The organism is Mucilaginibacter pallidiroseus (genome assembly GCF_007846085.1).
Lineage (GTDB): Bacteria > Bacteroidota > Bacteroidia > Sphingobacteriales > Sphingobacteriaceae > Mucilaginibacter > Mucilaginibacter pallidiroseus.
This window is the reverse complement of sequence record NZ_VOEJ01000004.1, coordinates 94,864-107,337: the sequence shown is the minus strand read 5'-3', so window position 1 is coordinate 107,337 and position 12,474 is coordinate 94,864. Positions and strand designations below refer to the sequence as shown.

Annotated in this window: 14 protein-coding genes; 6 read left to right on the top strand and 8 right to left on the bottom strand. The window is 44.5% G+C overall.

Translation table 11 applies throughout. The annotated features are described in order from the left end of the window. Window positions 1-8: 8 nt before the first annotated feature. From kdsA to FPZ43_RS09775, 5 genes are all read right to left on the bottom strand, one after another. Window positions 9-788: a 3-deoxy-8-phosphooctulonate synthase gene (kdsA, locus tag FPZ43_RS09795; protein WP_146381737.1), complete on the bottom strand. Its 780-nt coding sequence runs from the start codon at window positions 786-788 to the stop codon at window positions 9-11. Beyond that, on the bottom strand, window positions 775-1,515 hold the full coding sequence (gene kdsB, locus FPZ43_RS09790; RefSeq protein WP_146381736.1) for a 3-deoxy-manno-octulosonate cytidylyltransferase: 741 nt from the start codon (window positions 1,513-1,515) through the stop codon (window positions 775-777). Before kdsB ends, kdsA begins: the two co-directional genes overlap by 14 nt. 2 nt (window positions 1,516-1,517) lie before the next feature. Then, complete coding sequence (locus FPZ43_RS09785) at window positions 1,518-2,453, bottom strand: KpsF/GutQ family sugar-phosphate isomerase (RefSeq protein WP_146381735.1); 936 nt, start codon at window positions 2,451-2,453, stop codon at window positions 1,518-1,520. A 57-nt stretch (window positions 2,454-2,510) separates the two neighbouring features. Then, window positions 2,511-3,791 carry a nucleotide sugar dehydrogenase gene (locus tag FPZ43_RS09780; protein WP_146381734.1) on the bottom strand — a complete coding sequence of 427 codons (1,281 nt, stop codon included), beginning with the start codon at window positions 3,789-3,791 and terminating at the stop codon, window positions 2,511-2,513. A gap of 368 nt (window positions 3,792-4,159) precedes the next feature. Continuing rightward, entirely contained in the window at window positions 4,160-4,573 is a 414-nt protein-coding gene (locus FPZ43_RS09775; protein WP_146381733.1) for an RNA-binding S4 domain-containing protein, read from the bottom strand. 79 nt (window positions 4,574-4,652) lie between these two features. Between FPZ43_RS09775 and FPZ43_RS09770 the strand changes: the two genes are divergently transcribed. The 6 genes from FPZ43_RS09770 to miaA all read left to right on the top strand — a co-directional run bounded on the left by FPZ43_RS09770 (window position 4,653) and on the right by miaA (window position 10,265). After that, window positions 4,653-5,468, top strand: a complete 816-nt coding sequence (locus FPZ43_RS09770; RefSeq protein WP_186461804.1) for a 2,3,4,5-tetrahydropyridine-2,6-dicarboxylate N-succinyltransferase — start codon at window positions 4,653-4,655, stop codon at window positions 5,466-5,468. Window positions 5,469-5,574: 106 nt separating this feature from the next. Continuing rightward, complete coding sequence (locus FPZ43_RS09765; protein WP_146381731.1) at window positions 5,575-6,561, top strand: glycosyltransferase family 9 protein; 987 nt, start codon at window positions 5,575-5,577, stop codon at window positions 6,559-6,561. After that, window positions 6,554-7,120 (top strand): L-threonylcarbamoyladenylate synthase, encoded by a 567-nt coding sequence (locus tag FPZ43_RS09760; protein ID WP_146381730.1) that lies wholly within the window; start codon window positions 6,554-6,556, stop codon window positions 7,118-7,120. The genes FPZ43_RS09765 and FPZ43_RS09760 overlap by 8 nt, the downstream gene beginning before the upstream one ends. A gap of 62 nt (window positions 7,121-7,182) precedes the next feature. Next, window positions 7,183-8,595, top strand: a complete 1,413-nt coding sequence (locus tag FPZ43_RS09755) for a CCA tRNA nucleotidyltransferase (RefSeq protein WP_146381729.1) — start codon at window positions 7,183-7,185, stop codon at window positions 8,593-8,595. 36 nt (window positions 8,596-8,631) lie between these two features. After that, window positions 8,632-9,282: an IS1096 element passenger TnpR family protein gene (locus tag FPZ43_RS09750; RefSeq protein ID WP_146381728.1), complete on the top strand. Its 651-nt coding sequence runs from the start codon at window positions 8,632-8,634 to the stop codon at window positions 9,280-9,282. 38 nt (window positions 9,283-9,320) lie between these two features. Then, on the top strand, window positions 9,321-10,265 hold the full coding sequence (miaA, locus tag FPZ43_RS09745; RefSeq protein ID WP_261381042.1) for a tRNA (adenosine(37)-N6)-dimethylallyltransferase MiaA: 945 nt from the start codon (window positions 9,321-9,323) through the stop codon (window positions 10,263-10,265). Between the two features lie 41 nt (window positions 10,266-10,306). Here the strand turns inward: miaA and rfbA are convergent, their stop codons facing one another. The 3 genes from rfbA to FPZ43_RS09730 form a co-directional block, all read right to left on the bottom strand. Then, window positions 10,307-11,170 (bottom strand): glucose-1-phosphate thymidylyltransferase RfbA, encoded by an 864-nt coding sequence (rfbA, locus tag FPZ43_RS09740; protein WP_146381727.1) that lies wholly within the window; start codon window positions 11,168-11,170, stop codon window positions 10,307-10,309. Between the two features lie 17 nt (window positions 11,171-11,187). Then, complete coding sequence (rfbD, locus tag FPZ43_RS09735; protein WP_146381726.1) at window positions 11,188-12,045, bottom strand: dTDP-4-dehydrorhamnose reductase; 858 nt, start codon at window positions 12,043-12,045, stop codon at window positions 11,188-11,190. A gap of 111 nt (window positions 12,046-12,156) precedes the next feature. Continuing rightward, window positions 12,157-12,468, bottom strand: a complete 312-nt coding sequence (locus FPZ43_RS09730) for a DUF3467 domain-containing protein (protein WP_146381725.1) — start codon at window positions 12,466-12,468, stop codon at window positions 12,157-12,159. Between the last annotated feature and the right edge of the window lie 6 nt (window positions 12,469-12,474).

The window sequence follows — 12,474 nt, the reverse complement described above, 5'->3', positions numbered from 1 at the left end:
TTAATCTTCTAGCTAATCAACGATTTTATCAGGTTTTCCAGATCGCTTAGGTAAAGCATGTTAGGGCCATCGCTTAACGCGTTGTCCGGATCAGGATGGGTTTCGATGAAGTAACCGTTCACACCGAATGCTTTTGCAGCGTGGGCCATTCCGGGTACAAACTTACGGTCGCCACCAGTTTTGCCACCTGCGCCGCCTGGGCGCTGTACCGAGTGGGTGCAATCCATACAAACGGGATAACCAAATTCTTTCATGTCGGCAATGTTCCTGAAGTCAACTACCAGGTTGTTGTAGCCGAATGAGTTACCACGCTCGGTTAAAATCACCTGCCCGTTACCGGCCTCTTTAACCTTTTGAGCCGGGTAAAACATATCCTGACCAGATAGGAACTGCGCTTTTTTAACATTTACAATTTTACCTGTCTCTGCCGCTGCAACCAACAAATCGGTTTGGCGGCACAAAAACGCAGGTATTTGTAAAATATCAACAACCTCCGCGCAAGCCGCCGCCTGGAAAGGTTCATGAATATCGGTGGTAACCGGCAAGCCAAATTTCTCCTTCACGTTAGCAAGCATTTCCATACCTTTAGTTAAGCCTGGCCCGCGATAAGCATGTACCGATGTACGGTTAGCTTTATCAAACGATGATTTGAACACCACGGTAACCGGATATTTGGCGCCTATCTCGGCCACTTTTTCAGCCACTGTGTAAAGTAGCTCCTGGTTTTCCATAACGCAGGGGCCAACAATAAAAAAAGGTTTCTCGGTAATATCTTTATACAATGCCATTGCTTTCAATTTTTTTCAGGGCAAGTTCAAGGTCTTCGGGAGTGTCTATCCCCTTCTCAATACTTGCCACTTCAATCATTTTAATTTTATATCCGTTCTCTATCGCTCTTAGCTGCTCCAGTTTTTCCTGGCCTTCTAAAAACGAAACCGGCAATTTTATATATCTATTTAAAAAGGCCGCTTTGTAAGCATAAACCCCCATGTGTTTTTTATAAACGCTTACATCCTCCACCTCACTATCCCTTAAAAACGGAATAGCAAAGCGTGAAAAATAAATGGCATACCCATTTACATCTGTAACAACTTTTACAAGGTTGGGGTTATGCAGTTCCTCAACGTTTTGTACGGGGGCGCAAACGCTGGCCATAACGGCTTCATCGTATTGCAGGGCCATGATCAGCTTATCTACTATTGCTGCATCAAAAAATGGCTCATCACCCTGTACATTGATTACAATATCGCATTCAATATCTTTAGCCACTTCGGCAATACGGTCGGTACCGCTGGGATGGTCTTCACTTGTCATGACCACATTGCTTGTAAACTGCCTGCAAAGGTTAAACACCTCGTCGCTATCGGCAGCTATCCAAACTTCGTGATGCAGTTCAGACTTCAGACAAGCCTCATAAACACGCTGAATAACGGGCTTGCCACCCAAATCCAAAAGTACCTTACGCGGCAACCGTGTTGATTTTAACCTTGCAGGGATAACAATTATTGCTTTCATGGCTACAACTGGTTAAATATCTGGTAAATACCCGTTAGCTTACCATCAGCATCGCCAACAAGCAACGTGGTTATCTTGCGTTCAATCATGAGCTCCTCTGCATCAAACACATGTTCATCTTCACTTACAATGAGCGGATTTGTGGTCATGATCTCGGTAATAGGTAACGCATGCAAATCGGGATGCTTCACCAGGCCGCGTCGGAGATCGCCGTCTGTTATCACGCCCAAAACATCACTTGCCGATCCAACGATAACCATTCCAAGCTTCCCTTCAGACATGCGGATGAGCAGTTGTGTAAATGTGGCATCAGCGTTTATAAATGGTAGATTGTCTGTGCGCATTACATCGCGAAGCTTAACTAAAAGCTTGCGTCCAAGACTACCGCCCGGGTGGAAGCGCGCAAACTCTGCCGGGCTAAAATCCCTCAGCTTCATCAGTGCCACCGCCAGCGCATCGCCCATAACCAAGGTGGCTGTAGTTGATGATGTGGGTGCCAGCTCCAACGGGCAAGCCTCCTGCTTCACACATACATTAAGTGTATAATCGGCGTTTTTTGCGAGGGTTGAATTTGGCTTTCCGGTAATGGCTATGAATTTATTTTTATTAAACTGAAGGAAGGGGACAATCTTTAATATCTCTTCCGTTTCGCCCGAGTAAGAAATTAGCAGCACAATATCCTGCGGGCCAATCATACCCAAATCGCCATGAAATGCTTCGGCTGGGTGCATAAAAAAGCTGGGGGTACCGGTACTGGTAAACGTTGCCGAAATTTTGCGACCCACATGGCCTGATTTACCCATTCCGCAAACCACCAGCCTGCCTGTACTGGATAAAATAGCATTGGCCGCCTGGCTGAATTGATCGTCGATCATTGAGGCCACATATTGCAGCGAGGCTATTTCAATATCAAAAACTTTTTGCGCTATATCTATCATCAGCTGTAAAAGCCCTGTAAAAAATTATGCAATAATACTCAATAAAAGTAAAACGCTCTACAGCCTGCCGTCAACTATACTGCGATCTAAAACGGCCTTAGTATCATAAATAACCGAATTGGCATTGCGCGTGATGCTCCTGTAATCGAGCTTTGCAAACTCCGTATGGCAAACGGCAAGGATCACGGCGTCATATTGCTTGCTGATGGTTTTTGTAATTTCGATACCATACTCGTGCTTAACCTTTTCATAATCGGCATGTGGGTCATGCACATCTACGTTAAGGCCAAAGGCTTTTAATTCGTTGTATACATCAACCACCTTGCTGTTGCGCACATCGGGGCAATTTTCTTTAAAGGTGATACCCAATATCAGGGCGTTGGTATGTTGTACCTCATGCCCTTTGGATACGAGTAGTTTAACAACTTTTGATGCTACAAACTCGCCCATCTGGTCGTTCACTCGCCTGCCCGAAAGAATAACCTGCGGATGGTAACCCAACGACTCGGCTTTGTGCGCCAGGTAATATGGATCTACACCTATGCAGTGGCCTCCTACCAAACCCGGCCTGTACTTTAAGAAATTCCACTTGGTAGCTGCTGCCTCCAGTACGTCATTGGTATCAATGCCCATCCTATCGAAGATCAGCGCCAGTTCATTGATAAAAGATATATTTACGTCACGTTGTGCATTCTCAATTGCCTTTGATGCCTCTGCAACCTTAATGCTTGGTGCCTTGTGCGTGCCTGCTGTAATGATGGATGCGTATAAATCATCTACCCTATCGGCAATATCTGCCGTTGAGCCGCTGGTTACTTTTTTAATTTTAACCAGGGTATTGATCTTATCGCCGGGGTTGATCCGCTCGGGAGAATATCCTGCAAAAAAGTCCTGATTAAATTTTAGGCCTGATATCCGCTCTAAAACGGGGATACAATCTTCTTCGGTACAACCAGGGTAAACGGTAGACTCATAAATAACCAGATCGCCCTTTTTTAAAACCGAGCCAATCATTTCCGAAGCTTTCAATAAAGGTTCCAGATCGGGGGCCTTAAACTGGTCTATCGGGGTGGGTACGGTAACAATGTATATGTTACAAGTCGAAATTTCGTCGAGGTTGCTTGCGAACTTCAACTGCGTTGAAGTTAATACCGCCTGCAAATCATCAATGTTAGCCTCCTGCGTGGCGTCGTTGCCAGCGCTAAGCTCCTGTACGCGTTTGGTATTGATATCGAACCCAACAACACGATATTTTTTGGCAAACTCAATTGCCAGCGGCAAACCAACATATCCTAAACCAATAACGGCAATTTTTGAAGCGGGGTAAGTATTTTCCATGCAGACAGCGAATGCGCTATTACAACATTTGCGGCATAGCGATTATTGAAAAGCAAAAATAACGATAAATGTTTGTTGCGATTATATTAAGCAGATGTAAAGGGGTTAAAAATAAAGGCCACTTACCGCATAGCTACTAGATGCTTCGCTTCGTTCAGCATGACCAGGGCTTTTCTTTCCCCCACCTTGTCATTCTGAGGTACGAAGAATCTATTTGCGAACTTTTCTATCGGCCATCAGATGCTTCACTGCGTTCAGCATGACAAAAGTCCGTTCCTTTCCCCTCACCTTGTCATTCTGAGGTACTAAGGATGTGTTGCTAACTTTCCAACGATCATCAGATACTTCACTACGTTCAGTATGACAAATCAATGCTCCTCCTCTTCCGGCTTATCAAAAAAGGTGTCCTTCAATTCGTCTGTTTCGCGTCGGTCGCGTTTGGTAGGGCGGCCTGTGCCACGGTCGCGTTTTAACACCGGGGCATGAAACATCGATTTAAAGGTGGTGGTTTGTTCAACCGGGGTAATATCTTCGTAGTAGTCTACAGCCTTTTTAGCATCCACACGGTTCTCGAGCAGGCCCGATACCAATATCACCTTACGCTCCGGCCCCTTGGCTATCTGGTAACGCTCGCCTACCTTAACCTCATGCGATGGCTTGGTGTTATTACCATCAAGCTTTACCCTACCGGCCTTGCAGGCCTCGGCAGCCAGCGTACGGGTTTTAAAAATACGTATGGCCCACAAATATTTGTCAATCCTTAGTTTCTCTTTCTCGGGCATGTTATTGTTAATCTTGATGTTTCAGTTAAGGCAAATCTCCCCAAAATTCCGTTAATTTGACAAAATTTTATTCTTGCTGATGATAAATCTTAAAAAACTTATCGAAGACGCCTGGGAAGACAGGAACCTTTTAAACTTTAGTGAATACACGAACGCTATCGAAACTGTTATTGACAGGCTTGATAAAGGCGAAATACGCGTTGCCGAGCAAATTGGCAGCCGCTGGCATAATAACGACTGGGTAAAGAAAGCCGTTATACTTTACTTCCCTACCCGTACAATGGAAGAAATTAAAACAGGCCCCTTTGTTTTTCATGACAAAATGAAGCTTAAAACCAACTACAAAGAGTTGGGCGTACGTGTAGTGCCTCATGGTATTGCCCGCTACGGCGCTTACCTGGCCAAAGGCGTTATTATGATGCCATCGTATGTTAATATTGGTGCTTATGTTGACGAGGGTACTATGGTTGATACCTGGGCTACTGTAGGTTCATGCGCGCAAATAGGTAAACATGTACACTTAAGTGGTGGCGTAGGCATTGGCGGCGTATTGGAGCCTGTACAAGCATCGCCGGTTATCATCGAAGACAATTGCTTCCTGGGTTCGCGCGCTATTGTTGTTGAAGGCGTACACGTGGAAAGCGAAGCTGTTTTGGGTGCCAACGTAGTTCTAACAGCATCAACCAAAATAATTGACGTTACCGGCAGCGAGCCTGTTGAGTACAAAGGCCGTGTACCTGCCCGCTCGGTAGTTATACCAGGCTCATATACCAAAAAATTTGCAGCCGGCGAATACCAGGTGCCCTGCGCCCTTATCATTGGCAAGCGTAAAGAAAGCACCGACAAAAAGACATCGTTAAACGATGCTTTAAGGGAAAATAATGTAGCAGTGTAAATAGATTTGAGATGTTAGATGTGAGATTTGAGATAAGGCTTTGCGCACCCGCTAACCCTGCTTCTTCGGTCTCACATCCCAAGTCCCATTTCTCAGATCTATCAATATGAAAATATTGATCCGGCTACCCAACTGGCTGGGCGATGTTGTAATGAGCACCGCCTTTATAGGCGCTGTAAGGCAGCTTTATCCGGATGCCGAAATTGATGTGATCATCAAAAAAGAACTGGGCAGCATAGCCTCGCTGATACCCGGCATCAACCAAACTTATCTCTTCTCAAAAAAGGAACATAAAGGCTTGCAGGGCGCATATCGCTTTGGCAGAAGCCTGCGCGCCAACAAATACGATATATTTTTCAACCTGCCGCACTCGCTGTCGTCGAACGTATTGGCCTGGGCCACTTCCGCAAAAAAGCGCATGGGGTTTAACAAAGAGGGCGGCTTTTTCCTGATGACCAATACCTACAGCAAGCCCAGGGATTTGCACCGTGTTGATGAGTACATTTGCCTGCTTGAGCATTTTACCGGTAAGGAAGTACACGATCGTAGGGTAAACATGATTTCATCGGCCGGGAAGTTACCAAACAACAAAACCATTGTCATCAACTTTAATTCCGAAGCTTCATCGCGCCGCATGCCGGTTGATAAGGGCCGCAGTATAGTTAGCCACCTCGTTGATAATTTTACTGATCACAGGTTTGCAGTTGTTGGTTCACCAAGGGAGGCGGCCTATGTAGGCGAACTGCTTGCCGGGTTAAATAACAGTCGTATTGAAAACCTGAGCGGCAAAACAAGCATTACTGAATTAGCCGAGTTAATGGCGGGTAGTACGGCGGTATTATCTACAGATTCGGGGCCGGCCCACCTGGCCAATGCCCTGGGCATACCAACTGTTGCCCTGTTTGGTGCAGGTAACGAGGCTAATACCGCTCCTTATAATAAAGATAATCTTGCAATAGTACGCTACGGCCAATTAAACTGCGAGCCTTGCGTGCGCAACAAATGCAGGTTATATGGTATACCCAAGTGTATGCAGCTTTTAGATGAAAATAAAATAATAAAAGCCTTAAGTTTGCAAATCAATAATGCTTAAAGACGAAGTAAACAAAGCGCTTAAAGTGGTTCAGGATGGCGGGATCATTCTTTACCCTACCGATACCATTTGGGGTATTGGCTGCGATGCAACAAACACCGAAGCCGTAAAAAAGATATTTGCCTTAAAACAGCGCGAGGAAAGCAAAAGCATGATTATTTTGCTTGATACCGATGCTAAGTTGCCAAGCTATATCCAGGACATCCCTGACGTAGCGTACGATCTGATTGAATATGCCGAAAACCCACTTACGCTGGTAATGCCGGGCGCAAAGAACGTTTCCCCGGCCCTTATTGCCGAAGATGGCAGCGTGGGTATCCGCATTGCTAATCACCCTTTTTGCCAGCAGTTAATACAGCGCCTCCGCAAACCACTTGTGTCAACATCAGCAAACATCAGCGGCGAACCTTCACCGCAATACTTTGCACAGGTGAGTGATGATATTATTAACGGGGTAGATTACGTGGTAGACATTGACCAGCACAGCACCGAGATACGCAAACCTTCAACCATTATGCGTATCGAACCTAATGGCGGCTTTCAATTTATTCGCCGTTAATTTAATAATTGTAAATTTGCCCTCTTTGCTGTTATAAAGAAGCCTGCTTGCAGCCTTTACCTATGAAACAACACCTGCAACATCCGGTCTTTTCTGTTATCTCAAAAATTGCCGCATCGCAAAACGTACAGGCTTATGCTATTGGCGGCTATGTGCGCGACATTTTCTTAAACAGACCTTCAAAGGATATTGATATTGTTGTTTTAGGTAACGGTATTGAGTTTGCCGAAGCCGTAGGCGCGCACCTTGGTGTTAAAGTTGCGGTTTACAAAAATTTTGGCACCGCTATGCTGCGCTACCAGGATGTTGAAGTGGAATTTGTGGGCGCCCGTAAGGAAAGCTACCGAAGCGATTCGCGCAAACCCATAGTTGAAAACGGCACGCTGGAAGACGACCAAAAGCGCCGCGACTTTACCATAAATGCATTAGCCATTACCTTACATGCCGCCAACCACGGCGAATTAGTTAACCCGTTCAATGGTATTGCCGATCTTGAAAATAAACTGATTAAAACACCGCTAAACCCGGTTGAAACCTTTAGCGACGACCCTTTGCGCATGATGCGCGCGATAAGGTTTGCATCGCAGCTAAACTTCCGGATAGATGACGAAGCCATTGCGGCAATAAAAAGCAACCTGCAACGCATCAAAATCGTGTCGCAGGAACGCATTACCGATGAATTAAACAAGATCATCTTATCGGCTAAACCGTCAATCGGTTTCAACTACCTTTTTGATACGGGTTTACTCCACATCATTTTTCCGCAAATGGCGGCATTATATGGAGTTGAGATTGTAAACGGGAAAGGGCATAAGGATAACTTTTACCATACGCTGCAGGTGCTTGATAACATCTGTGAAAACACAGACGACCTTTGGTTGCGCTGGGCTGCTATATTGCATGATATAGCCAAGCCGCCCACCAAACGTTTTGAGCCCGGCCATGGCTGGACATTTCATGGACACGAGGATAAGGGCGCCCGCATGGTACCCAAGATCTTTGCACAGTTAAAACTTCCCCTAAACGAGAAAATGAAATTGGTGCAAAAGCTGGTGCAGCTGCATTTAAGGCCCATAGTATTATCGCAGTCTATCGTGACCGACTCGGCCGTGAGGCGTTTACTTTTCGAGGCAGGCGATGATATTGAAGGCCTGATGATGCTCTGTAAAGCAGACGTTACTACTAAAAACGAATACAAAGTTAAAAAGTACCGTCAAAACTTTGAGCTGGTACAACAAAAACTTAAAGACGTTGAAGAACGCGATCAGATACGCAACTGGCAACCCCCTGTTACCGGATTAGACATCATGCAGCTTTTCGGCATTAAAGAAGGCCGGGAAGTGGGCATAATAAAGAACAAAATACGCGAAGCGATACTTGAAGGCGAAATTCCGAACGAGCGGCAGGCAGCAATTAACTATACAATTGCCGTAGGCACACAAATTGGCTTGAAAGTTGTTGCAAACACAAATTAAAAATTAACTTATATTTTTGTAAAAAACTACTAAACAATGGCACTATACAGGTTCAGGGTTACTTTTGAAGATTATGATGATGTATCCCGGGATATCGACGTAAAATCAAACCAGACGTTTGAAGATCTGCACAAGGCGATCCACCAATCTACCGGTTACAACTTCGAGTACCCTTCATCATTCTACATCAGTAACGATCAGTGGATGAAAGGTGAAGAGATAACCTATATGCCCAATCAAAAACGTAAGGATCGTAATATCCCTTTGATGGATAAGATTAAGCTGAGCAGCTATATTGACGATCCGCACCAAAAGTTTTACTATACATTTAATTTCGACAGGCCATTTGATTTCCATGTAGAATTGATGAAGATCATCTTGGACGAAAACCCCGCAGTAACTTATCCCGCTGTTGTGCGTTCGGTTGGCGAGGCGCCGAAGCAATTTGGCAATGTATTTAATCCAACAGTTTTATCATCTGCAGATGAAGACTTTGACTTTTTGAACGAGATGCAATACAATCCTGAGGATGCAGAAGAGTTTTCTGAAGTTACCGAAGGCGTTGACGATACAGAAGAAAAACAAGGCGGCGAGGATGAAGAAAACGACGAAGATGAATTTGGCTTTGGCGACGACGAAGGCTTCGAGGAAAACGAACGCCGCGGAAGCCGTAATGATGATTATTAATTACTAAAATTTCCCTTTTAGTCCATGGACCATCCACTATGGACCATGGACTAAATATGGCCTCACAAAATACCCCGACCCTTATTGTAATTGCCGGCCCAACGGCATCGGGTAAAACAGCTGCCGCTATAGCATTGGCAAGGCACTTTAATACTGCAATCATATCTGCCGATTCCAGGCAGTTCTTCCGAGAGATGTCCATCGGCACAGCCAAACCAACAGATGAAGAACTTGCTGCTGCCCCTCACTACTTTATTAATTCACATGCTATAATAGAGCCTTTCTCAGTTGGCGACTTTGAACGCCAGGGCATGCAGTTGATTAACGATCTCTTTAAAGTGCATAACACAGTTATTTTGGCGGGCGGTTCTGGTTTATATATTAAAGCAATTACAGATGGTTTTGACGAATTGCCATCCGCAGATCCGGCTATCAGAGAAAAGCTAAACAAGGAACTTTCGGAGAATGGGCTAGCAGCTTTACAGGAGCAGCTAAAAAACGTCGACCCGACGTACTATGATGAAGTTGATATACACAACCCCCAGCGCGTTACAAGGGCGTTAGAAGTGTTTTTAAGCACAGGCAAACCATTTTCTTCGTATCGTACAGCATCTGCCGTTAAAAGGCCTTTCCAGACAATCAAATTTGCGCTTGACTGGGACAGGGAAACGCTTTATAACCGGATTAACCAAAGGGTGGATCTAATGATTGAGCAAGGCTTAGTTGACGAAGTAAAGTCACTCCTACCCTATCGCCATTTAAATGCACTCGCTACGGTTGGGTACAGCGAGATATTCAATTACCTGGATGGGAATACCGATCTGCCAACGGCTATAGCTGCTATTAAACAAAACACAAGGCGTTTTGCTAAGCGGCAACTTACCTGGTTTAGGCGGGAAGGAAACATGATTTGGATGGACGCCTCGAAACCGGATATGGTTGAAGCTATGATTGCCATTACAGAGCAGGAACGGCAAAAATAAATAAAGCCCTTACTACAAGTGTAGCAAGGGCTTTAGGACTTTTACTCGTCGAGTAACGATTGCAGATACAAACCGTATCCGCTTTTTAAATATTTAGCTACCAACACCTTTAATTGCTCGGCATCTATAAAGCCCATTAAGTAGGCCACTTCTTCTATACATCCAATCTTGCGAGACTGGCGTTTTTCAATCACACGTACAAATTCTGTAGCATCGCTTAATGAGTCAAATGTACCTGTGTCAAGCCATGCTGTGCCCCTATCCATCACACCTACGTTAAGGTTACCTTTTTCGAGATAAACCTTGTTCACGTCGGTTATTTCATACTCACCACGTGGCGACATTGGGATATTCTTCGCTATTTCTACAACCGAGTTATCGTAAAAATATAGTCCCGGTACAGCAAATTTTGATTTTGGTTTGGTTGGCTTTTCTTCAATTGACAGGGCTTTAAAAGCGCTGTCGAATTCAACCACGCCATAACGTTCAGGGTCGGCCACCGGGTAGGCAAAAATAGCAGCGCCATCAACATCGTTAAAGCTTTGTATGAGTTTACTAAAGCCCGATCCATAAAATATGTTATCTCCTAAAACCAGCGCCACTTTATCATCGCCGATAAATTTTTCGCCAATCACAAAGGCTTGCGCAAGGCCGTTTGGCTTTTCCTGAATGGCATATTCAAATTTACAGCCCAACTCGGTACCATCACCTAAAAGGCGCTTAAATCCCGGATTGTCTTCTGCAGTAGTTATGATCAATATTTCGTTAATACCTGCCAGCATCAATACTGATAGCGGATAATAAATCATCGGCTTGTCGTAAATGGGCATCAATTGTTTGCTGATGGCTTTGGTAATAGGGTAAAGCCTTGTGCCCGAACCTCCTGCTAATATTATTCCTTTCATTTTTTTTAAATGCTGCTTTATTGTTTTAATTTGCTGATGCAAAGCGCCAGGCTTTCTCTCCAATATGGTATGTTGATACCAAACGTTTTTTTGATTTTTAATTTGCTCATTACCGAATACGGAGGGCGCACTGCGCGCGTAACATAATCACTGGTTGGTATAGGCAGCACCCTGGTTTGTAATCCGGCTATATCAAAAATTGCCTTTGTAAAATCATACCAGGAGGCAACACCTTCATTACTGTAATGATATATACCATACTCTGCACTGCCACTTTCAATAATAGTTAATATGGCATCTGCCAAATCCATAGCGTATGTAGGGGTTCCAACCTGGTCGGCAATTATTTTCAATTCATCACGTTCGGCTCCAAACTTTAGCATTGTTTTAACAAAGTTGTTTCCAAACTCCGAGTACAGCCATGCCGTACGTACAACAAAGTACTTATCGGTTAAATTTGGAATAACCAACTCGCCGTCAAGCTTGGTTTGCCCATAAACACTTATAGGTTCAGTTTTATCATTCTCCGTAAGCGGGCTTGATACATCGCCTTTAAATACAAAGTCTGTAGACACCTGTACCAGTGTCGTACTATATTTTGCCGCCAGGCGAGCGATATTTTCAACGCCGGTTTTATTAATTTTTAGTGCAGTATCTGCATCGTCTTCTGCTTTATCAACTGCGGTATAGGCCGCACAGTTCACAGCATAATTGGGGCTATGCTTTTCGAATAACTTCTCCAGCGCATCACCATCAAGAATGTTGGCTTCGGTTTCGTCAGGAAATATAAGAGAATCGATATTTTGGTCAGCGGCGATCTTTCTAAAGCATTGGCCAAGCTGGCCTGATGCGCCGAAAATGATTGTTTTATTCATTTAAAGTGTGGGAGTATGTATGTAGCGAATATAGCCATATATACAAACAGGCAAGGTGAATGTTTTAGCTAAATGATAATAAATCTTACGTTCAAAATTACCAAACAACCGCTACGCCTGTCCCATTGCTCCGCCGAAATTCATAGGGAATCCGGGGCCGCTGTTTTGCAACTTAACACTCCCATTGGCGTCTTCAAACTTTTCAATATTATCCTGAAGAGCCATCAACAGCCTTTTTGCATGCTCGGGTGTCAGCACGACGCGAGATTTTACTTTTGCTTTTGGAATGCCAGGCATAACGCGGATAAAATCGAGCACAAACTCCGAGCTTGAATGTGTTATAACTGCAAGGTTTGCGTATACACCTTCGGCAACATCTTCGGTTAGCTCAATGTTAAGCTGATTTTCGTTTTGTTCTTCCATAGCGTA